This is a genomic window from Streptacidiphilus anmyonensis, assembly GCF_000787855.1.
Lineage (GTDB): Bacteria > Actinomycetota > Actinomycetes > Streptomycetales > Streptomycetaceae > Streptacidiphilus > Streptacidiphilus anmyonensis.
On record NZ_BBPQ01000007.1, the window covers coordinates 171,089 to 191,617 of the forward strand.

A 20,529-nucleotide genomic window follows, 5' to 3' on the forward strand; every position below is an offset into this window, starting at 1 on the left:
CCCGCCCGGCCACTGCGTCACCCCTGGTTCGGGAGCGACGCTGGAGATGGACGAGAGTCTCCCCGGATCGGGGCGACCCGTCCCTGGGCAGGGCACGGCTGCTTGCGTTCGGGAAGGAAGAGCGACATGAGACACCGCATCGTCGACGACCTGATGACGCGCGAGGTGACCAGCGTCCAGGTCGACACGCCGTTCAAGGAGATCGCCGAGATCCTCACCGAGCGGGAGATCAGCGCCGCCCCGGTCCTCGACGGCTCCGGGCGGCTGGTCGGTCTGGTCTCCGAGGCGGACCTGCTGCGCAAGCAGGCCGCCCAGGCCGAGCCCGAGGGCCGCGGCCCCGCGCCGCGCTCCGCCTCCGAGTTCGAACCCGGTGTCGCCGCCACAGCCGAGGACGTGATGACCGCACCCGTGTTCACCGCGCACTCCGGCTGGAGCGTGGTGGAGGCGGCCCGCGCCATGAAGCTGCACGGCGTCAAGCGGCTGCCCGTGGTGGACGACACGGACCGCGTGATCGGCATGGTCAGCCGTCGCGACCTGCTGCGCGTCTTCGTCCGCACCGACCGCGCCATCCGCGAGGAGATCGAGTACGACGTGCTGCGCGAGACGCTGGCGCTGGACCCCGGCGCGGTCCAGGTCCACGTCGTCGACGGCGTGGTGACCCTCGCGGGCCGCGTGCCGCGCCGCAGCCTCGTGCCCGTGGTCGAGCGCCTGTGCCGTGGCGTGGACGGAGTGGTCGGCCTCGACTCCCAGCTGGGCTTCGTGGAGGACGACTCGCGCGCCACCCACGCGGTGGGGTGAACCGGCCGTGCGCGTCCGCGATGTGATGAACGCCCCGACCGTCACCGTCGGACCGGACGACTCCATCCGGCGGGCCGCGGAATCCATGCGGGCGCACGACGTGGGCTGCGTCCTCGTCACGGCCGACGGGGCGCCCCTCGGAGTCGTCACCGACCGCGACATCGCCGTGCGGGCGGTCGCCCCCGGCCACGACATGGGGGCGCCGGTGGCCACGATCATGTCCGAGCCCGTGGTGACTCTCGACGCCGACGCGGACCTCGCCGACGCCTACCGGGCCTTCCGACGCAGCGGACGCCGACGGCTCCCGGTCGTCGTCCAGGGGCGCACGGTCGGGCTTCTGGCCGTCGACGACCTCTTCCTCGACGTGTTCCAGCGCTACGCGGACCTGCTCGGTCCCGTCTCCTGGAGCACCCTCACCGACGAGCCGCTGGACGAGGGGCCGCTGGGGCAGCCCGCGTGAGGGAGTGACACATGACCGCCACCCACAGGCGAGTCCTGGCCGCTCGGATGACGCGCACGTCGCACTGGGTCCGCCGTGAGCCGCACCATCCCTGAGCCGGACGTGCTGGTCGTCGGCGCCGGGCCGACCGGCCTGGCGCTCGCTCTGTCGGCCCACGACCACGGTGCCCGCGTGCGGGTGGTGGAGCGTCGGCCGGGGGCCTTCCGTCCCTCCCGCGCGCTCATCACGCATGCGCGGACCCTGGAGGTGCTGCGCCCGTTCGGCGTCACCGACTCCCTGCTCGCACGGGCGGACACCGCCCCGGCAGCCGCCGTGCACCTGGGGTCCCACGTCGTCGAGGAACGCCTCGCCGACCTGGCCCTGCCGGACACGGCCTTCCCGCATCTCACGCTGGTGCGCCAGGCGGACGTCGAGGCGGTGCTCGGCGCGGCGGTGGAGGAACGTGGGGTCCGGATCGAGCGCGGCACGGAGCTGCTCGGTGTCGCCGACGGCGCGGACCGGGCGGTCGCCGAACTGTGCACCCCGCTCGGCCTCGAAGAGGTCGGCTGCCGGTTCGTCGCTGGGTGCGACGGACCGGCCAGCACCGTACGCGCCCTCTCCGGGATCGGCTGGCGCGGCGGCCCGTATGCGGAGGAGGTCGTCCTGGCGGACCTGGAGTTCGCGGTCGGCAACCGGGACACCGGCACGCACGTGGTGGCCGGAAGACAGGGCCTCGTGTTCCTCTTCCCGCTCGGCGAGTCCGCCACCTGGCGGATGCTCGCCACCCGGCGCACACCCGAGGGGCCTACTCCCGCGTTCGGGCAGCCCGGCCCACCCGTGGAGGCGGCCGAGCTCGACCGGCTCCTGCGCGACGCTGGTTTCGACAAGCCGATCGCGGAGGTCACGTGGTCGGCCCGCGTGCCGCTGCAGCACCGACTGGCTCCCCGCTTCCGGCACGGGCGGCTGTTCCTGGCGGGGGATGCGGCGCACGCGTACTCACCCGCCACCGGGCAGGGTATGAACGCCGGTATCCAGGACGCCGCCAACCCGGGCTGGAAGCTCGCCTTCGCAGCCGTCTCCGAGGCACCGCCGAGGGGCCTGCGGGTCCTGCTCGACAGCTACGGCGCGGAGCGCCGGCCCGTGGCGCTGAGCCGATTGCTGCTGGCCCACGCCGCCTTCTGGGGCGAGGCGTCCACCGCCCCGCTGCCCTCCTGGCTGCGCGGGACCGTCGGACCGCTGGCCGCGCCGGCCGCGCCGCTGCTGCTGCGCCGGCGGCGCCTGGTCGCGCAGGGGATCCGGACCATTTCGCAGCTGCGGGTCCACTACCGCGGCAGCGAGCTGTCCGTCGAGGCGTCGCCCCGGCCCGCCGGTTGGCGCGCGGGCGACCGTCTTCCGGACCTTCCCGTCACCGTCCGTGGCCGTACGACCTGTCTCCACGCGCTGCTCGCGACTCCGGGCGTCCATCTGCTGCTGCACCCGCGCACGGCGCCGCCGGGCCTGCCCGCGCTGGGGCCACAGGTCAACGTCCACCGCCTCGAAGGGCTGCCCGGCGAGGGCCTCACCCTCGTCCGACCGGACGGCTACATCGGGCTTCGCTGCGACGACGCGGATACGGCAGCGCTGGGCGCCTGGCTCAGGCTCGCCGCCGCTCTGCCGGGGACCGGGCGACGGCGGCCCGCGATGCCGGACAGCGGGCCGGGACCGAACGGCCCTACCCCGTGAGCGTCCGGCGCGTAGCGTGGGACATGGCCGCTCTGCCTGCGTCGGAACCGAGGAGGCGCGCCGTGGATCTCTCCTTCCTCAGCCCGCTCTACGCCCGCCCTGGGCCCTTCGCGTGCGTCTATCTGGAAGCGACCGGTGACGGTGACGGGCGGCGCACCCTTCCGGCCCGCTGGACGCCAGTGCGCGACGAACTGGTCGCGGAGGGCGCCGATGTGGCCACCGTCGGAGCGCTCGGGCACGGCATGACCCCGGACGACCCGGCCATGTCCGGTCGTGGCATGGCGTTGTTCGCCGCACACGGCAGACTGGCGCTGGCCGAACCCCTGCCCGAGCGTCCCGGAAGTGATCGGGCGACGGTGGCGTTCGTGCCGGACGCCATGCCGCTGGCTCTGCAGCACGCACCGGACATCCCCTACACGGCTGTTCAGGTGAGGCGGGTCCATGAGCCGGACGGCGTGTCACGGCTGGTGGCCGAGACACAGACCGGTCGCTGGCCGCTCGCGCGCGTCGCACCGCCGGAGTCGGAGGTGCGGCAGGCGGCCGCGGGGGAGTGGCGCCAGGAAGCCCGGGCCCTGGCTGCCGAACTGGCGGCCGGGACCGATCGCTTCGGCAGCGAGGTCCTTGTCTTGGCCGGTGACCGATGGGGCTGTTCCGTGCTGCGTGAGGCGATGCCGCCGCGGCTCCGCGAACGCGTGGTGCGCATCGTCGTCGAGGCGGAACCGGTCGAGCCGGGCCGACCGATGTTCGAGGAGGAGCTCGGCCACCTGCTGGACGGCCGGCTGAGCAGCAGTGACAAGCACCAACTGGACCGCTTCCTGGAGGAACGGGCCCGGCACGGGGAGGCGGTGGAGGGCCTGGCCGCGACAACGCGGGCGCTGCGCGCGGGCACGGTGGCGGTGCTGCTCGTCGACACCCCGAGCGAGCTGGACCGGGAACGGCTCTGGGTGGGCGCGGCCACCAGCCGGGTCGGCACGACCCGGGAGGAGCTGGAACCGCTTGAGGCCTCGGCCTGCTGGTCGGCGCCGGCCGATGCTGCCGTGCTCCGGGCCCTGGTCGGCGAGGGGGGCGAACTCCTCGCGATGCCACGCGGCGAACTCCCGCTGAGGGACGGCATCGGCGCACTCCTGCGCGGCCGGCCATCGGGGCGGGACGCGTGACCGGACCCGGTGTCGACCGAGCCCAGTACATCGGGGTCGGCCTGGTCCACACGAAGGCAGTCGACCTCGGCCTCGGGATGGGACGGGCCGCTCACAGCTGAGAGGTACCTCCACCGGCGCCGAAGTCCCGGTGGCGCCGATACCGGCCGGCCTCTTCGGGATCCGCACGATTCCGCGGGCGTGCGGGCGCCGCGCGCGATGAGCGAAGCCCGGCCCGACGGCGTCAGACGGCGTGCAGGCCGTGCGCGGCGAAGACCGCTCGAGCGGCGGCTGTCTGGTCAGCGGTAGGCGTCGGGGTGTCTGCGAGGGTGAAGTCGAGGCCGAGGGCACGCCACTTCTCCGCGCCGAGCTTGTGGAAGGGCAATACGTCGACCCGGGTGATGTTGCCGAGGGACGCGGCGAACGACGCGACGCCCTCGATGTTCTCGGTGGCGTCGGTCAGGCCGGGGACGAGGACGAAGCGGATCCAGACCTCTGTGCCGAGGTCGGCCAGACGGCGGGCGAAGTCCAGCGTCGGAGCCAGTTCCTGGTGGGTCAGGTGCCGGTACAGCGCACGGTCCCAGGATTTGATGTCGAGCAGGACGAGGTCGGTGTCGGCGAGCAGCGCGTCCGTGGCGCGGTCGCCGAGGAAGCCGGAGGTGTCCAGCGCGGTGTGCAGGCCGAGTTCGTGCGTGAAGCGGTGCAGGAGCTCGCCGGTCAGGAGCGGCTGGAGCAGCGGTTCGCCGCCGCTGATGGTGGCACCGCCTTTACCGGCGCGGATGAACTGGACGTATTTCGCCGCCTCGCCGACGATCTCGTCGGCCGAGGTGCGGCGGCCGTCGCGCATGTGGCGCGTGTCCGGGTTGTGGCAGTACAGGCAGCGCAGCGGGCAGCCGGCGAGGAACGCGACGAAGCGGGTGCCGGGGCCGTCGACGCCCGTGGACAGATCCCACGAGTGGAGCATGCCGGTGACGGGGCGCCGGGTGGCGGCAGCCGCCGGGGTCGCGGCCGTCGTGCTGGACGCCGCCCCGGTGCCGTCTGCCGGACGGCCGTGGGGAAGGGGTTCGGACATGGACTGCCTCCGGGAGAGGGCGGGTGCCGGCGCCGGTGGTCGGGGAAGGCGCGCCGGCACCACGTCGGTGGTCGCGCCTACAGCGCGTCGTGGAAGGTGCGTCCGATCACGTCGAGCTGCTGCTCGCGGGTGAGGCGCACGAAGTTGACGGCGTAACCGCTCACCCGGATCGTCAGCTGCGGGTACTTCTCCGGGTGCTCCATGGCGTCCCGGAGTGTGGCCCGGTCCAGGACGTTGACGTTCATGTGGAACCCGCCGCAGGCGGTGTAGCCGTCCAGCACGCCCGCGAGGTTGGCGATGCGCTCCTGCTCGGTGCGGCCGAGCGCGTCGGGGGTGATGGTGTTGGTCAGGGAGATGCCGTCCTGGGCGTGCTCGTACGGGAGCTTGGCCACCGACAGGGCGCTGGCGACGTAGCCGTGGCGGTCGCGGCCGTTCATGGGGTTGGCGCCGGGGGAGAAGGGCTCCCCGGCGCGGCGGCCGTCCGGGGTGGCCCCTGTCTTCCTGCCGTAGACGACGTTGGAGGTGATGGTGAGCACGGACTGGGTGTGCCGGGCGCCCCGGTAGGTGGGGTGGCGGCGCACCTTGTCCATGAAGGTCTCCACGAGCCCGACCGCGATCTGGTCGGCGCGGTCGTCGTTGTTGCCGTAGGCCGGGTAGTCGCCCTCGACGACGAAGTCGACGGCCAGTCCGCGCCCGTCGCGTACGGGCCGGACCCTCGCGTACCTGATGGCCGACAGCGAGTCGGCCGCGACCGCCAGTCCGGCGATGCCGCAGGCCATGGTGCGCTGGACGTCGCGGTCGTGCAGGGCCATCTCCAGACGCTCGTAGGCGTACTTGTCGTGCATGTAGTGGATGACGTTCAGCGCGTGGACGTACGTCTCGGCCAGCCAGTCCAGCTGCCGGTCGAAAGCGGCCGTCACCGCGTCGGTGTCGAGGGCCTCGCCGGCGAGGACGCCGGTGTCGGGGCCGACCTGGGCGCCGCTCACCTCGTCGCGGCCGCCGTTGATCGCGTAGAGGAGGGTCTTGGCGAGGTTGACCCGGGCGCCGAAGAACTGCATCTGCTTCCCGACGGGCATCGCCGAGACGCAGCAGGCGATCGCGGTGTCGTCGCCGAAGCGCGGGCGCATGAGCTCGTCGGACTCGTACTGGATGCTGGAGGTGTCGATGGACGCCTTGGCGCAGAACTCCTTGAAGCCCCGCGGCAGCCGAGGAGACCAGAAGACCGTCAGGTTGGGCTCGGGGGCAGGGCCCAGGTTGTAGAGCGTCTGCAGGTAGCGGAACGAGGTGCGAGTGACCAGTGGCCGCCCGTCCTCGCCGATGCCGCCGATCGACTCGGTGACCCAGGTCGGGTCACCGGAGAACAGCTCGTCGTACTCCGGGGTACGCAGGAACCGCACGATGCGGAGCTTGATGACGAAGTCGTCGACCAGCTCCTGCGCCTCGGTCTCGGACAGCAGGCCGGCGTCCAGGTCACGCTGGAGGTAGACGTCGAGGAAGGTCGAGGTGCGGCCCAGCGACATGGCCGCGCCGTTCTGCTCCTTCACCGCCGCAAGGTAGGCGAAGTACAGCCACTGGAACGCGTCGCGGGCGGTGCGGGCCGGCCCGGAGACGTCGTGGCCGTAGCCGGCGGCCATCTGCTTCAGCTCGTCCAGCGCCCGGATCTGCTCGGCGAGTTCCTCGCGCTCCCGGATGACCTCCTCCAGCCGGGCGGGGTCGCCGGGAGGTGCGTCCAGCTCGGCCTTCTCCACCCGCTTGGCCTCGATCAGGCGGTCCACGCCGTAGAGTGCGACCCGGCGGTAGTCGCCGATGATCCGGCCGCGCCCGTAGGCGTCCGGCAGACCGGTGATCACGCCGGCCTTGCGCGCCGCGAGGATCGCGGGCGTGTAGGCGTCGAAGACGCCGTCGTTGTGGGTCCTGCGGTAGCGGGTGAAGACCTTCTCCAGGTCGGCCGGGACCGGGTAGCCGTAGGTGCGCAGGGCGCTCGCGACCATCCGCCAGCCCCCGTTCGGCATGATCGCCCGCTTCAGCGGGGCGTCGGTCTGCAGGCCGACGATCAACTCCCGCTCCCGGTCGATCCAGCCCGGCGCGTGCGCGGTGATGCCTGAAGGCACGTCGTACGCGACGTCGAGGACGCCCTTGGCGCGTTCCTCGGGGAAGAGCTCGGTGATCTGCCGCCAGACGGCCGTCGTGCGCTCGGTCGGTCCCGTCAGGAAGGCGCCGTCGCCCTCGTACGGCGTGTAGTTGTGCTGGATGAAGTCACGCACGTCGACCGCGTCGCGCCACAGGCCGCCCTTGAAGCCCTCCCAGGGGTTCCGTCCGGTCGTCTGCGTCTGCTGGACACTCATGTCTCCTGCTCCCGTTCCGTTGTCGCTCACGACTGGTCGCCGTGGTAGGCCTGGCGCATCAGCTGCTGCATGTCGGCGAGCATGGGCATGCGCGGGTTGGCCGGGGCGCACTGGTCCTCGTACGCGTTCATGGCCTGCTGCGGCAGAGCCTCCAGGAAGGCCGATTCGTCCACTCCCGCGTCGCTGAACGAGCGGGGAATGCCGACCCGGTCCCGCAGGTCCTCGACCGCGGCCGCCAGCGACTCGACGCCCTGCTCGGCGGTGGCGGCGGGCAGACCGAGCATGGCCGCGATCTGCCGGTAGCGCTCGGGTGCGATGTAGCTGCGGTACTTGGGCCAACTGGTGACCTTGGCCGGCGCGGAGCCGTTGTAGCGGATCACGTGCGGCAGCAGCAGGGCGTTGGTGCGGCCGTGGGCGATGTGGAAGGTCGCGCCGAGGGTGTGCGCCATCGCGTGCACCACGCCGAGGAAGGCGGAGCCGAACGCCATGCCGGCGATGGTCCCGGCGTTGTGCATCTTCTCCCGTGCGACGGGGTCGTGCTCTCCGTCGGTGACGGCCCGCTCCAGGTTCTCGAAGACCAGCCGGATGCCCTGGAGGGCGAGGCCGTCGGTGAAGTCGTTGGCGTAGACCGAGGCGTACGTCTCGATGCAGTGGGTCAGCGCGTCGAAGCCGGAGTCGGCGGTCACGTCCCTGGGCAGGTGCGTGGTCAGGGCCGGATCGACGATCGCGACGCTGGGTGTGAGCGCGTAGTCGGCCAGCGGGTACTTCTGTCCTGTCGCGGTGTCGGTGATGACGGCGAACGGGGTGACCTCCGAGCCCGTGCCCGACGTGGTCGGGATGCACACCAGCTTCGCCTTCTCGCCCAGGTCGGGGAAGGTGAAGGCGCGCTTGCGGATGTCGAAGAACTTCTCCTTCAGGTCGGCGAACTCGACCTCCGGGTGTTCGTACATCAGCCACATCACCTTGGCGGCGTCCATCGGCGACCCGCCGCCGAGCGCGATGATCGTGTCCGGCTGGAAACCGCGCATGAGCTCGGCGCCCTTGCGTACGGTGTCGATGCTCGGGTTGGGCTCGACGTGGTCGACCACCCGCACCTCGACCGGTTCGCGGCGTCGGTCCAGCATGTTCCTGATCCGCTCCAGATGCCCGACCTCCACCATCGTCCTGTCCGTCACGATGACGATCCGGTGCGCGCGGGGCATGCTCGCCAGGTAGCGGATCGAGTCGCGTTCGAAGTAGATCTTCGGCGGGACCTTGAACCACTGCATGTTGGTGTTGCGCCGCCCGATCCGCTTGATGTTGATCAGGTTGACCGCCGAGACGTTCCCGGCGACGGAGTTGTGCCCGTAGCTGCCGCAGCCGAGCGTGAGCGAGGGCAGGAACGCGTTGTAGACGTCCCCGATGCCGCCCTGGGAGCTGGGGGCGTTCCAGATGATCCGGCACGCTTTCACCGCGTGCCCGAACTCCTCGGCGAACTCCGGGTCCTCGGTGTGCACCGCGGCCGAGTGGCCCAGACCGTTGAACTCCACCATCGAGCAGGCCAGTCGGACCGCCTGAGCGCGGTCGTCGGCGGTCAGCACGGCCAGCACCGGGCAGAGCTTCTCGCGGGTCAGGGGCTCACGGGGGCCGACACCGTCCACGTCCGCCAGGATCACCGAGGTGTCGGCCGGCACCTCGAAGCCGGCCGCCTCGGCGATCCGCGCGGCGGACCGGCCCACCGCCTCGCTGTTCAGCCGGTCGTCGGCGCAGTCCTTCCCCTCGCCCACCCCGAACAGGTACCGCTCCAGCAGCGCCTTCTCCTCGGCGCTCGCGTGGTGGGCCTTCAGCGCGCGGAACTCCCCGAGCGCGGTGTCGCGGATCTCCCTGTCCAGGATCACCGCCTGTTCGGAGGCGCAGATCATCCCGTTGTCGAACGACTTGGACAGCACGATGTCGTTCACGGCGCGCCGGACGTCCGCGCTGCGCTCGACGTACGCGGGCACGTTGCCGGCCCCGACGCCGAGCGCCGGCTTTCCGCAGCTGTACGCGGCCCTGACCATCGCGTTGCCGCCGGTCGCGAGAATGGTGGCCACGTCCGGATGGCGCATCAGCGCGTGGGTGGCCTCCATCGACGGTGCGTCGATCCACTGGATGCAGTGCTCGGGAGCGCCGGCGGCGATCGCGGCGTCCCGGACGATCCCTGCGGCCTCAGCCGAACAGCGCTGTGCCGAGGGGTGGAAGGCGAAGACGACCGGGTTGCGTGTCTTCAGTGCGAGCAGGCACTTGAAGATCGTCGTCGAGGTCGGATTGGTGACCGGGGTGATGCCCGCGACCACCCCGACGGGCTCGGCGATCTCCACGATGCCGTCGATCTCGTCCCGGCGCACCACCCCGACCGTCTTCGTCCGGGCCATCACGTGGGTGACGTTCTCGCAGGCGAAGACGTTCTTGACCGCCTTGTCCTCGAACACCCCCCGCCCGGTCTCCTCGACCGCCGACACCGCGAGCCCGGTGTGCGCGGCCAGCGCGGCCAGTGAGGCCTTCCTGACGATGTGGTCCACCTGCTCCTGGGTGAACGAGTCGTACGAGTCGAGGGCCGTCCGCGCGTCGCAGACCAGCGCGTCGACCTCGGCCTGTGCGTTCACGACGGCGCCGACGGACGGCGTGGTGCGTGCCACGGGTTCGGGCCGGTCGGCGGCCGAGGCGAAGGCCGCATCACCTTCTGGCCGCGTCAGCTCCAGCGTCTTCGAGCGGCGGGGCATGGTGGACCACCTTTCGGGTCGTCATCCGGTCTCAGGCGCGTCCGGGGGCCATCCGGCCTCCCCTGGGAGCCTCCCGCGTTCCTGCGGCGCGGAAGGCCGCCCATCGGGTCCTTGTTCCGGGGCCGACCGTCCCTCTTCCGACGGCCGAACGGGACCGCGACGCATCGGCCCCAAGCGAGCGGTGCCGCCCTTCCGCGGCGCCGAACGCTTGTCCTCGCTGTGGTGCCGCGACCTGACGGCGCCTTGTCCTCGGGTTCGTCGTGTCGGCGGGCAGCCGCTGACAGCACCTGGAGCGGGGCTGATGGTCCCGGTACCGGTGCCCCTCACGGCCCTGCCGCCCGACCGGAACGAGCAGACAGTCTGACGTCGGCAGAAATGAGTTCGAGAGGGGAACTGACATGACCCAGTCCGCACCGCAGCAGCGCTCGCGCATCGTCGTCGGAGTGGACGGCTCCCCGTCCTCGCTCGACGCGCTGCGCTGGGCCGTCGGACAGGCACGGGCGACCGGTGCGGTGGTGGACGCGATCGCCACCTGGCAGCAGCCCGCCCTCGTCTACGGCCCCGGCTACTACGTGCCGCCGGTCGCCGACAGCGACCTCGACCAAGGCGTCGCCAAGGTCCTGAACGACAGCGTCGCGCAGGCCCTAGACGGCGGCGTCGGAGTCGAGATCGACCAGCGGGTCGTCGAGGGGCATCCCGCGCAGGCGCTCCTGGAAGCCGCCCGGGGCGCGGCGCTGCTCGTGCTCGGCAATCGCGGCCACGGCGGTTTCGCCGGAGCACTGCTGGGCTCGGTCGGCCAGCACTGCGTCCAGCACGCGCCGTGCCCCGTGGTGATCGTCCGTCACGACAGCTGAGCCGGCACCGCATTCCGTGAAGAACGAGACCTGGAGAGGACCATCGAGATGACGCTTCGTCACCGCCTGGTCGGGGAGCTCATGACCACCGATGTGGTGAGCGCCCGACCGGACACGCCGTTCAAGGACATCGCCCGGCTGCTGGCCTCCAACGACGTCAGCGCGCTGCCGGTCCTGGACGACCAGGACCGCCCCCTCGGCGTCGTCTCCGAAGCCGACCTGATGCGCCACCAGGCCGGTATGGACGACCCGGCCGGCCTGCTGCCGCCCGCCCACCTGGCGCCGCAGGAGCTGGTACGCAGCAACGGCAGGACGGCTCAGGAGCTGATGACTGCCCCGGCGTCGTGCGCCCGGCCGGAATGGACCGTCGTCGAGGGCGCTCGCGTCATGCACGACAAGCACCTGAAGAGGCTGCCGGTCGTGGACGAGGCCGGCCGTCTAGTCGGAATCCTCAGCCGCAGCGACCTCCTGCGTGTCTTCCTGCGCCACGACCGGGCCATCGGCGAGGAAATCCGACAGGACATCATGGCCCGAACCCTGCAGCTGCCCTCCGGCGCGGCCCGCGTCGACGTCGTCGACGGCAACGTCACCCTCACCGGCACCCTCGAACTGCGCAGCAGGCGAGAGGCCCTCGTCCGGTTGTGCCAGGGCGTCGACGGTGTGGTCCACGTGGCGGACCAGCTGGCCCACCGAACCGACGACACCCCTGCTCCGCAGCGGGCCACAGCACACCCGGCGTCCTGACCGGACACGACGCGAGAGCGCCGCGCCACTTCCTGGCGGCGGCGCTCTCACGCTTGGTCGGGCCATCCATCAGCCTGTCGGGCGGATGTCGGGCGGATGAGGACGGGTCAGGCGTGCGGGACGACGGCGACGGCGCTGTGGCCGTAGTGGATGGCCGCGTGGGCGGCGGGGCCGAGCGCGGAGACGGCGCGCTGCCGACGCCGGCCGAGGACCAGCAGCCCGGCGTGGTTCGCCTCGTCGACCAGGACGTGGGCGGCGCTGCCGGTGCGCACCTGGAAGTGCAGCCGCACCTGGGGGTACTTCTCCGCCACCGGGCGCACGAACTCGCGCAGCTTCCCTTCGACGTCCTCCCGCAGGGCGGTTCGCTCGGTCTCGCCGGGCGGGATCGGTTCGGCGGCCCACCACATCGACGGCAGCCAGGCGTGCACGATGCGCAGCGCCGTGCGGCGGCTCTCGGCCTCGGCGAGGGCGAACTCGATGACCGGTGCCCGCCCCTCACCGAGCTCCAGGCCCAGAACGACCTCGTGGCGCGGCAGGCGGGGGTCGGCGTGATCGCGGACCAGGACGACGGGGTGTTCGGCCCGGGCCGCGACAGCCAGGGCGGTGGAACCCAGCAGCAGGCCGGCGAAGCCGCCGGTGCCCCGCGAGCCGAGGACGAGGGTGCTGCCGGGTTCGGCCGCGTGCAGGAGCTGGGTCGGCGCCTCGCCCGCGAGGAGCTCGCAGTCGACCCGGAGGCCCAGGTGCCGCGAGCGCAGGTCCTCGGCGGTCCGGGTCAGCAGGTCGACGGCCTCGTTCTGGAGCTGGACGTAGGCGTCCGGGACAGGCGTGCCCTCGCGGTGCGGGAAGTGGGCGAGGACCAGCCGCACCGGGGCCCCGGTGAGCGCGGCCTCGGTCGCGGCCCATTCGGCGGCGGCCAGGCTGGGCTTGGAGCCGTCGAAGCCGACGACCAGCGGGAGTGCCATGACGGTGGAACCTTTCCGTGGAAGGGGGAGCGAGAGCCACTGACCGTACGGTCAGGCGGGTTCGCCGGGGGCGTCGGGAAGGCGGCGCAGACGGCGCAGGTAGGGGTCGGGGGCGCGGCGGGGCTCCAGCCGGATCCGTGCGTCGACGCAGACCACGCCGTCGGGGCCGCAGATGAGCGGGTTCAGGTCCGCCTCGGCCAACTGCGGGAGGTCGGCGGCCATCCGGCCCAGGCGGGCCAGCAGGTCCTCGATGCGGTCCAGGTCGACGGGCGGGGCGCCGCGGTAGCCGAAGAGCAGCGGGGTGGTGCGCAGCGAGGTGAGCATCGCGCCGATGTCGGCGTCGGTGAGCGGGGCGAGCCGGGCGGTGCGGTCGTCGAGGAGGTCGGCGGTGGTGCCGCCGGCGCCGAAGACGACGAGTGGCCCGAACACCGGGTCCTGGACGACGCCGGCCAGCAGTTCCGCCCCGGCGGCCCGGCGGGCCTGGACGAGCACGCCGTCCAGGCGGTCGCCGAAGCGGGCGGCGAAGTCCGTGTACGCGGCTCGGATCCGGTCTTCGGCGGCGGTGCTGACGCGGACGGCGCCGAGCTCGCTCTTGTGGATCTGGCCGGGCCAGTGGGCCTTGAGTACCACCTCGCCGCCCTCGCCGGCGCGGGCGAGCACGGCGGCGGCCTGGACGACGGCCTCCTCGCCGTCGCACCAGACCGCGTCCGCCAGCGGCAGGCCGTAGCAGTCCAGCAGCCGGGCCACGAGGGGTGGTTCCAGCCAGCCGCCGTCGGGGTGCTGCCCGAGGTAGCGGTCGACGAGCGCCGCGGCGTCGGTCGGGCGGCAGCCGGGGGTCTCCCGCTCGGTCGAGAGCGGCTGGGCGAGCCAGCGGGACCGGCTCAGGGCCTGGGCGAGGGCGCGTGCGGCGGACTGGGCCTCGGCGTAGGCGGGGATGCGGGAAGCGTCGGCGCAGTCGAGGTACCGGACCGGTTCGCGCTGGTCCAGCAGCACGGCGGCGACCGGTCGGGTCCGGCGGCCCGGGGCGGCGAGGAGCGGGGCCAGGGCCTCGTCGGTGGTCTGCGCCGTGCCGAGCGCGGTCGGCGCCAGGCAGAGCAGCACCGCGTCGACGGCGCCGCTCTCGGCGAGCGCGTCCACGGCCGCGACCAGGGTCTCGGCGGGGGCGGCGGCGGTCGCGTCGACGGGGTTGGCCGTCGCAGCGCCCTCCGGCAGCAGGTCGGCGAGCTGCAGGGCGAGCGGTGCGGGGAGCTCGGGGACGGTGAGACCGTGGTCGACGCAGGCGTCGGCCGCCAGCACGCCGATGCCGCCCGCATTGGAGACGACGGCCACGGTGCCGGTGGTGCCGGGCAGCGGCTGGGAGTCCAGCAGGGCGGCGGTCTCGACGAGTTCGGCGATCGAGTGGGTGGCTGTGATCCCGGCCTGGGTGAACAGGGCTTGGCGGGTGACGGTCGGGGTGGCCGCCGCGGCCGTGTGGGAGGCCGCGCCGCGCCGGCCGGCGACCGAGCGGCCCGCGTCCACGGTGAGGATCGGGATGCGGTGGGCGACGCGTCGCGCGGTGCGGGAGAAGGCGCGCGGGTTGCCGAAGGACTCCAGGTGCAGCAGGGCGAGGCGGGTGCGGCCGTCCTGCTCCCACCACTGGAGCAGGTCGTTGCCGCTGACGTCGTACTTGTCGCCGAGGGAGACGAAGTCGGAGACGCCGATGCCGAGGGCGTCCAACTGCTCCATGAGAGCGATGCCGACGCCGCCGGACTGGACGGCGACGCCCGCGCCGCCGGGCCGCGGGGTGGTGCGGCCGAACTCGGCGTCCAGGCTGGTCCCGGGGTCGGTGACGGCCAGGCCGAGGCAGTTCGGGCCGACGAGACGCATGCTGTGGCGGCGGCAGGCGCGCAGCAGCCGACCGGACTGGGTGCGCGACAGGCCGGAGGTGAGTGCCACCAGGGCCCGGACGCCCCGCTGTCCGCACTCCTCGGCGACGGCGGCGACCTGGTTCGCGGGCACGGCGAGGACGGCGAGGTCGGGCACGCCGGGGAGGGCGTCGAGGGAGGGGAAGCACAGCAGACCGTCGATCTGCCCGGCGTGCGGGTTGACCGGCCAGAGCGAACCGGTGAAGCCGCCGTGACGGATCTTCAGCAGCAGGCTGTGCCCGACCGTGCCCGGTCGGCGGGACACGCCGACGACGGCGACGGAGCGGGGCCGCAGCAGCGGCCGCAGGCTGGCGATGTCGGCCCGGCTGCCGCGCGCCTCGACGGCGTCGAGGTACGGCGACGCGGTCTCGTCCAGGACGGCCTCGATCCGCACCTGGGCGTCGGCCCAACGGCGGTTCGTGGCGAGCCCGAGGTCGGTGAAGACCCGGTGCATCGCGTGGTTGTCGGCGAGGGCGTCGGCGACCAGGACGTGGATGTCCTGAGCGCGGGCGGCGTGCACCAGGTGCTCGATGAGGAGGGTGGCGACCCCGCGGTGGTGCCAGTCGTCGGCGACAGCCACGGCCAGCTCCGCCCGGCGTCCGTCCTCGGCCTCCGTCTCGCACTCGACGACACCGACCAACTGCCCGGCGGTGGGATCGAACGCGCCGAGGGCGACGAAGCCGCGGCGCGGCGGGGCGCAGAGCCGGTCCGCGGTGAGCTCCGGAGCGCGGCGGCTGATGCCGAAGAATCGCAGCCGCTGGTTCTCCGGAGACATCCGGCGCGCGTGCAGGTCCGCGACCGCGTCGTGATCGCCCCGGGCGAGCGGCCGGATCGTGACGACCGTGCCGTCGGCGAGCAACGCCTCGGCGCTGCTGGGGAGTTCGGGTGAGGTGACCATCGTGCGCCGCCTTCTCGGCAGGGGACAGCGGGCGAGCCGCCTGGGGACGGACAGCACTCTGCTCCTCGCGGAGCGCCGCCCTGGAGGGCCGTTCGGCCCCGAGGCCGAGGCCGATCAGGCTCAGTCGACGGTGCTGCTTGCGGCGGCTCGCGGGGTCGTCGGGCCGTCGGGCCCGTAGCCCAGCCGGATGAGCATCTGAACGTGCTCGGGGCCGTTGCGTGTGTCGCGCAGCATCCAGCGCAGGTCAGGCCACTCGATCGCCTGGTGCAGCAGCGATGTTCGGACCTGGTCGCGGGTGGCCAGCAGCAGCACGTGCTGGAGGGCCAGGCCGGCGCGCAGCCAGTCGGCGCGGCGGTCGTGCGCGGTCGAAAGGACGGCCACCTGCGGACGCGGCTCGAACGGCAGCGAGGGCAGGCGCGTCGACGGCTGGAGCGAGGTGAAGTCCCGCATCGGGACATGGCCGGCCGCGTCCTGCGGCCCGAGTGCCTCGGGCGGGATGCCGAAGCCGGTCGCTGCAGGCGGCCGGACCCAGCGGCGGCTCTCCTCGCGTCGGGCCCGGTCGGTCGTCGTGCGGACTTCGGCCTCGCGCGTCAGTGCGAGCAACCGACGGGACTCGTCGAGGTCGGGCAGGTGGAGAAGGGCGCCTTCGGTGTGGGCGGCGTCGACCAGCTCGGCGCGGAGTGCACGCGGGATCGCCTGAGGCGAGAACGGCTGGCGGCTGGAGTGTCGGCGCCAGATCTGGTCGTACAGATCCCGCGCGCGGGTGCCGGCGGCGCTCGACGAGCGGCCGGTGAGGCGGACGGAGGCCAGCAGTTGCGGCTCGTGCGGGTCAGGCAGCAGCCGCAGCACCGGCTCCCAGCCGCGGTGGGCAACGGCGAGCCGGAGGTTGAACGCGGCGGCGCCGACGGAGACGTGCAGCCCGCGTCCCTCGGGGTCCTCGGCTCGCAGCTCCCGGTCGAGAGCGGCCCGGATCTCGACGGTGTGCGTACGCGGCTCCAGCCGGAAGCGCCACGGCTGGGTGTTGTGCATGGACGGCGCGGCGACGGCGGCGGAGACGAGCTCCTCGAGGACGGCGGCGTCCAGGGCGGTGATGGTGGTCATGGCGCGCTCCTGCGAAAGCGGGGCGGCGGGGACGCCGCCTGTCCCCGAGCCTGCTCGCATGCGCGGACGACGCGGAGGGCCGTTCGGGGCCGGCTGGGCCGCTGAACGGCCCTGACGGGGCTGCTTTCGGCTCCCCGTCCGGGAGTGCCGGCGAGGGCTCCTCCCGTCCACCGTGGCGGCGGCCACGCCGCCCGGACTGGGCCGACCGGCCCACAGCCCCCGCCCAGGGGGCCGTTCGGCGTCCGGAGCGGGTCCGCCCGGTCAGGGTCCGAGCGGCTGCGCGACCGGACGCACGGCGTGCCGGGCTGGAACGCCGTCGTTCCGGGCTCCGGCGAGCGGGTGCTCGTCCGCTGAACGGACCGTCACGTCGACCGCGGACCAGGGCCGGTCGGCCCCCGGGAGCGGACCTCGCGGCCCACGACCGGCAGGCCGCGCCCGGCACAGTCTTGAGACAGGAACCCTCCTGGAAGGAGGAGCGAGGTCATGACCAGGACCGTGAACCGGCCCGTGCACGACAGCCCGCCGCTGCCCCGGACGTCTCTTCCCCGGCGCCGCCGGGTCGGCGAGCTGATGACAGACCAGGTGTTCGCGATCGAGCCCGACGCCGACTTCGTGGCCGCCCTCGCGGCCCTGCGTGAGACCGGCCACGAGGACCTGCCGGTGGTCGACACAGAGAACCGGCTGGTGGGCATCGTCTGCGCGCCCGACCTGCTGGCCAAGCTCGCTGCGATCGCGCTGCCCGAGGCGTCCCTCTTCGAGACCCGCCGCAGCCGCGACATCCGCCGCCGCGCCGGGGCCGTCACCGTCTCCGGGCTGATGACCACCCCGGTCTGCACCGTCACCGCCCGGGACACCGCCGCCGACCCGGCCCTGCTCGCTCTGCGCCACCGGATCCACCAGCTCCCCGTCCTCGACGACCACCAGCGCCTGGTCGGCCTTGTGACGCTGAACGACCTCCTGGACGCCCTGCGCCGGACCGACGCCGAGATCGAGGCCGAGGTCCGCATCGTGGCGCTCGGCTACGAGTTCGGCGTCAAGGCCGCCACCTTGCACGTCACCTGTGAACGCGGCCGCGTCCTGCTCGCCGCCCGGACCTCCCTGCGCAGCCAGGCCGAGCGCCTGACGGCCCGGGTCCGCACGGTCGAGGGCCTGGTCGGCCTCGCCGACACCGTGGGCTGGGAGATCGACGACACGCTTCGCCCCGGAGCCCCGAAGGAGAACACGCGATGACCACACCCGACGCCGCCCCGCAGGCCAGGCGCGTCCTGGTCGCCTACGCCAGCCGCAGCGGCGCCACCGCAGAGATCGCGCAGTGGCTGGCCGAGCGCCTGCGCAGTGAAGGGGAGGCTCTCGACGTCACTGTCGCCGAGGTCTCGGACGCCCTCGATCCCAGCGGCTACGACGTCGTCGTCCTCGGCTCCGCGCTCTACGAGGGCCGCTGGCTGCGTTCCGCCTCGCGCTTCGCCCGCCGCCACCGCCACGACCTGGACCACGCCTGGGTCTGGACCTTCAGCAGCGGCCCGCTCGACGACTCGGCGAGCACGTGTGACATCGCCGCGACCAACAGTGCCGACCGCGCCTCCCGCCATCTGCTCGCCCGTGACCACGTCACCTTCGGCGGCCGCCTCGCCCCGGACTCCCGTGGCTGGCTCGCCCACGCCATGGTCGAGGGCGGCCACGGCGGCGACTTCCGCGATCGCGCCCGGATCGACGCCTACGCCGACCAGATCGCCGGCGAACTCTCCATGCTGCCCCGGCACCGCCGCCCGGCGGCCTGACCCCCGGCTTCGCGCGTCGAGGCCCGACCCGGTGGGCCTCGGCGCGCCCGCGCGCTCGAGGCCACCTCCGCCTTCCGTTCGTGCCGGAGAAGAGCCAGGCTCGAAGGACGCGCGCACATGGGTCCAGTTCCGCACGGCCGTCACGCTGGGGTGAGCGCCCGAGGGCGAGGGCGAGGGCGAGGGTGAGCCCGGATCGGACGGACCGGGTCCGTCGGACCCGCCGGGGCCGGTCGGCCCGGAACGACGCCTGGCGTCCTCAGTCGGTCGGCAGCGCGAAACGTCGGCCGTGGACGGCCTCGGGGAGGATGCGGATCTCGATTGTGCCCGTCGCGGGGTCTGCGGCGCCGACGACCGCGTGGCCCAGCAGCGTGACCGCCCAGCCCGTGCCGTGCGCGTCATGGAGCTCGTCCGCCTCGAAGGCGACGAGGGCGCCGTTGACGGCCCGGGCGAGTTCGGAGCCGGCGGCCGTGCGCAGCAGTACGCCCCCATCCGCGGCGACGCGGAACGGGGACGGCCAGACGGCGGGCATGGCGGCGATCGTGTAGATGACACGGCCGGTCCGCGCGTCGGCCAGGAGGTTCAGCGCGCTGCCGCGGTCGAGATGCTCTGCTGGCGACGTCGTCATGCCTTCGATCGTCGTCGCCGTGAGTCCGGGGCGGGAGGAGACCAACGGCCCGAACGCCCCGGCCGACCGGCCCCGACACACGGACAGGTCACCGCCGAGAGAGGCGCGCGCCGCCGGCGCTGCCCGAGCCGCCGCCCGCCGTGTGCTCGGCCGCCTGGGAGGCGATGACCGCGGCCTGGACCCGGCGTTCGACGCCGAGCTTGGCCAGCAGACGGGAGATGTGGTTCTTCACCGTCTTCTCGGCCAGATAGAGCCGCTTTCCGATCTCACGGTTGGTCAGCCCCTCGCCGATCAGGGCCAGGATGTCCCGTTCCCGGTCCGTCAGTTCGGACAGGGCGTCGGCCTGCTGCGGCGCCTGCGTGGCCTGGCCGCGCAGGCGGGCCATCAACCGGGTGGCCGCGCCGGGGTCCAGCATGGACTGCCCCGCACCGACGGTGCGCACGGCGGAGATCAAGTCGGTGCCGCTGATCTGCTTGAGGACGTAGCCGGAGGCTCCGGCCATGATCGCGTCCAGGAGCGCGTCCTCGTCGTCGAAGGACGTGAGCATCAGGCACGCCAGCTCGGGCAGTTGCGAGCGCAGCTCGCGGCAGACGGTCACGCCGTCGCCGTCAGGGAGGCGGACGTCCAGCACCGCCACGTCGGGGCGCAGCGCGGGCACACGGGCCAGTGCCTGCGCGCAGGTCGAGGCCTCGCCGACGACCTCCAGGCCCTCCTCCGATTCCAGCAGGTCGTGCACGCCGCGGCGGACGACCTCGTGGTCGTCGAGCAGGAAGACCCTGATCGTCCCGGTGGTGTCCGCCCCGGAGGATTCGCCCGTCATCCCACTGCCCCTGTTCCTCGGTCCCGGCCCTGCTTCTTGTGAGCGCGGGTGATCCACAGAATCGTCGCGTCGGCCCCAGGACTTCGATAGGGCCGAACGGTCCCATCATGACGGTCCCGTCATGGCGCGGTCCCGCCTGCGGGGACAGCCCGCCGGTCGGGCGCGGTGCTCCGACCAACCCGGGTCAGTGGGGGACCACGGCGACCGGGGCGTGGGCGAGGTGCAGGACGCGGTGCGAGACGCGGCCGACAGGCAGGCCGAAGCGGGTGTGCTCGCGGTGTGCGCCGACGACGACCAGCGACGCGTCCTTCGACGCGTTCACGATGGCCTCCTTCGCCGGACCCAGCTCGATCTGGACGCTGACCGTGACGTCCGGGTGCGCGGCGCGCCACGGGGCCAGCAGCTCCTCCACTTCGGTGGCCTCGTCCGCCTCATGCCGGACCTGGTCCATCGGCGGGACTGCGGTGTAGCAAGGTTTCGCCTTCAGGTCGGCACCGCTGTCGGCTGGTGCCGAGGGCTGAGCGGACCTGGCCGCGGGGCCGGTCGGCCCGGGGCGCCCGGGCGGCCCTTGCCGGGCAGTGGCCGGCCCG

The 20,529-nt window shown here is 73.2% G+C and carries 17 protein-coding genes; 8 read left to right on the top strand and 9 right to left on the bottom strand.

The window, feature by feature from the left end; translation table 11 throughout:
* Nucleotides 1-126 precede the first annotated feature (126 nt).
* The 4 genes from TR50_RS10530 to TR50_RS10545 all read left to right on the top strand — a co-directional run bounded on the left by TR50_RS10530 (nt 127) and on the right by TR50_RS10545 (nt 4,116).
* The gene (locus tag TR50_RS10530; protein ID WP_042418182.1) at nt 127-798 is read left to right on the top strand and encodes a CBS domain-containing protein; all 672 of its coding nucleotides are present in this window, start codon (nt 127-129) and stop codon (nt 796-798) included.
* A 7-nt stretch (nt 799-805) separates the two neighbouring features.
* The gene (locus TR50_RS10535) at nt 806-1,258 is read left to right on the top strand and encodes a CBS domain-containing protein (protein ID WP_042418185.1); all 453 of its coding nucleotides are present in this window, start codon (nt 806-808) and stop codon (nt 1,256-1,258) included.
* Between the two features lie 75 nt (nt 1,259-1,333).
* Nucleotides 1,334-2,959, top strand: coding sequence for an FAD-dependent monooxygenase (locus tag TR50_RS10540; RefSeq protein ID WP_063775047.1), 1,626 nt, complete (start codon nt 1,334-1,336; stop codon nt 2,957-2,959).
* A gap of 62 nt (nt 2,960-3,021) precedes the next feature.
* The gene (locus tag TR50_RS10545) at nt 3,022-4,116 is read left to right on the top strand and encodes a baeRF2 domain-containing protein (protein WP_042418190.1); all 1,095 of its coding nucleotides are present in this window, start codon (nt 3,022-3,024) and stop codon (nt 4,114-4,116) included.
* A 223-nt stretch (nt 4,117-4,339) separates the two neighbouring features.
* On the opposite strand, the gene pflA is transcribed toward TR50_RS10545, so the two are convergent.
* The 3 genes from pflA to adhE form a co-directional block, all read right to left on the bottom strand.
* The gene (gene pflA / locus TR50_RS10550; RefSeq protein WP_063775050.1) at nt 4,340-5,059 is read right to left on the bottom strand and encodes a pyruvate formate-lyase-activating protein; all 720 of its coding nucleotides are present in this window, start codon (nt 5,057-5,059) and stop codon (nt 4,340-4,342) included.
* Nucleotides 5,060-5,244: 185 nt separating this feature from the next.
* A complete protein-coding gene (gene pflB / locus TR50_RS10555; protein ID WP_042418196.1) occupies nt 5,245-7,512 on the bottom strand; it encodes a formate C-acetyltransferase in 2,268 nt (755 codons plus the stop codon).
* Between the two features lie 26 nt (nt 7,513-7,538).
* Nucleotides 7,539-10,253: a bifunctional acetaldehyde-CoA/alcohol dehydrogenase gene (adhE, locus tag TR50_RS10560; RefSeq protein WP_084700056.1), complete on the bottom strand. Its 2,715-nt coding sequence runs from the start codon at nt 10,251-10,253 to the stop codon at nt 7,539-7,541.
* A 398-nt stretch (nt 10,254-10,651) separates the two neighbouring features.
* Here adhE and TR50_RS10565 point away from each other — a divergent pair, with 398 nt between their 5' ends.
* Together TR50_RS10565 and TR50_RS10570 are read left to right on the top strand one after the other, a co-directional pair.
* The gene (locus TR50_RS10565; RefSeq protein ID WP_042418199.1) at nt 10,652-11,107 is read left to right on the top strand and encodes a universal stress protein; all 456 of its coding nucleotides are present in this window, start codon (nt 10,652-10,654) and stop codon (nt 11,105-11,107) included.
* A gap of 48 nt (nt 11,108-11,155) precedes the next feature.
* Nucleotides 11,156-11,851, top strand: a complete 696-nt coding sequence (locus TR50_RS10570) for a CBS domain-containing protein (RefSeq protein WP_042418201.1) — start codon at nt 11,156-11,158, stop codon at nt 11,849-11,851.
* Between the two features lie 107 nt (nt 11,852-11,958).
* On the opposite strand, the gene TR50_RS10575 is transcribed toward TR50_RS10570, so the two are convergent.
* The 3 genes from TR50_RS10575 to TR50_RS10585 all read right to left on the bottom strand — a co-directional run bounded on the left by TR50_RS10575 (nt 11,959) and on the right by TR50_RS10585 (nt 16,716).
* A complete protein-coding gene (locus TR50_RS10575; protein WP_042418205.1) occupies nt 11,959-12,813 on the bottom strand; it encodes a universal stress protein in 855 nt (284 codons plus the stop codon).
* Nucleotides 12,814-12,864: 51 nt separating this feature from the next.
* A complete protein-coding gene (locus TR50_RS10580) occupies nt 12,865-15,615 on the bottom strand; it encodes a bifunctional acetate--CoA ligase family protein/GNAT family N-acetyltransferase (protein ID WP_042418208.1) in 2,751 nt (916 codons plus the stop codon).
* A 120-nt stretch (nt 15,616-15,735) separates the two neighbouring features.
* The gene (locus TR50_RS10585; protein WP_042418211.1) at nt 15,736-16,716 is read right to left on the bottom strand and encodes an Acg family FMN-binding oxidoreductase; all 981 of its coding nucleotides are present in this window, start codon (nt 16,714-16,716) and stop codon (nt 15,736-15,738) included.
* Between the two features lie 483 nt (nt 16,717-17,199).
* Between TR50_RS10585 and TR50_RS42445 the strand changes: the two genes are divergently transcribed.
* Nucleotides 17,200-17,946, top strand: coding sequence for a CBS domain-containing protein (locus tag TR50_RS42445; RefSeq protein ID WP_052440907.1), 747 nt, complete (start codon nt 17,200-17,202; stop codon nt 17,944-17,946).
* Entirely contained in the window at nt 17,943-18,494 is a 552-nt protein-coding gene (locus tag TR50_RS10595) for a flavodoxin domain-containing protein (RefSeq protein WP_042418214.1), read from the top strand. Before TR50_RS42445 ends, TR50_RS10595 begins: the two co-directional genes overlap by 4 nt.
* A 256-nt stretch (nt 18,495-18,750) precedes the next feature.
* Here the strand turns inward: TR50_RS10595 and TR50_RS10600 are convergent, their stop codons facing one another.
* The 3 genes from TR50_RS10600 to TR50_RS10610 all read right to left on the bottom strand — a co-directional run bounded on the left by TR50_RS10600 (nt 18,751) and on the right by TR50_RS10610 (nt 20,390).
* The gene (locus TR50_RS10600; RefSeq protein WP_052440908.1) at nt 18,751-19,119 is read right to left on the bottom strand and encodes a pyridoxamine 5'-phosphate oxidase family protein; all 369 of its coding nucleotides are present in this window, start codon (nt 19,117-19,119) and stop codon (nt 18,751-18,753) included.
* Nucleotides 19,120-19,207: 88 nt separating this feature from the next.
* Nucleotides 19,208-19,939, bottom strand: coding sequence for a response regulator (locus tag TR50_RS10605; protein ID WP_042418217.1), 732 nt, complete (start codon nt 19,937-19,939; stop codon nt 19,208-19,210).
* 184 nt (nt 19,940-20,123) lie between these two features.
* The gene (locus TR50_RS10610) at nt 20,124-20,390 is read right to left on the bottom strand and encodes a universal stress protein (RefSeq protein ID WP_042418220.1); all 267 of its coding nucleotides are present in this window, start codon (nt 20,388-20,390) and stop codon (nt 20,124-20,126) included.
* Nucleotides 20,391-20,529: the final 139 nt, after the last annotated feature.

What these genes read in the sequence shown, in the direction of transcription:
- TR50_RS10580 (WP_042418208.1), bottom strand. Translation starts at nt 15,615, where the DNA reads ATGGTCACCTCACCCGAACTCCCCAGCAGCGCCGAGGCGTTGCTCGCC.
- TR50_RS10595 (WP_042418214.1), top strand. Translation starts at nt 17,943, where the DNA reads ATGACCACACCCGACGCCGCCCCGCAGGCCAGGCGCGTCCTGGTCGCC.
- TR50_RS42445 (WP_052440907.1), top strand. Translation starts at nt 17,200, where the DNA reads ATGACCAGGACCGTGAACCGGCCCGTGCACGACAGCCCGCCGCTGCCC.
- TR50_RS10530 (WP_042418182.1), top strand. Translation starts at nt 127, where the DNA reads ATGAGACACCGCATCGTCGACGACCTGATGACGCGCGAGGTGACCAGC.
- pflA (WP_063775050.1), bottom strand. Translation starts at nt 5,059, where the DNA reads ATGCTCCACTCGTGGGATCTGTCCACGGGCGTCGACGGCCCCGGCACC.
- TR50_RS10605 (WP_042418217.1), bottom strand. Translation starts at nt 19,939, where the DNA reads ATGACGGGCGAATCCTCCGGGGCGGACACCACCGGGACGATCAGGGTC.
- TR50_RS10610 (WP_042418220.1), bottom strand. Translation starts at nt 20,390, where the DNA reads ATGGACCAGGTCCGGCATGAGGCGGACGAGGCCACCGAAGTGGAGGAG.
- adhE (WP_084700056.1), bottom strand. Translation starts at nt 10,253, where the DNA reads ATGCCCCGCCGCTCGAAGACGCTGGAGCTGACGCGGCCAGAAGGTGAT.
- TR50_RS10570 (WP_042418201.1), top strand. Translation starts at nt 11,156, where the DNA reads ATGACGCTTCGTCACCGCCTGGTCGGGGAGCTCATGACCACCGATGTG.
- TR50_RS10575 (WP_042418205.1), bottom strand. Translation starts at nt 12,813, where the DNA reads ATGGCACTCCCGCTGGTCGTCGGCTTCGACGGCTCCAAGCCCAGCCTG.
- TR50_RS10585 (WP_042418211.1), bottom strand. Translation starts at nt 16,716, where the DNA reads ATGACCACCATCACCGCCCTGGACGCCGCCGTCCTCGAGGAGCTCGTC.
- TR50_RS10600 (WP_052440908.1), bottom strand. Translation starts at nt 19,119, where the DNA reads ATGACGACGTCGCCAGCAGAGCATCTCGACCGCGGCAGCGCGCTGAAC.
- pflB (WP_042418196.1), bottom strand. Translation starts at nt 7,512, where the DNA reads ATGAGTGTCCAGCAGACGCAGACGACCGGACGGAACCCCTGGGAGGGC.
- TR50_RS10565 (WP_042418199.1), top strand. Translation starts at nt 10,652, where the DNA reads ATGACCCAGTCCGCACCGCAGCAGCGCTCGCGCATCGTCGTCGGAGTG.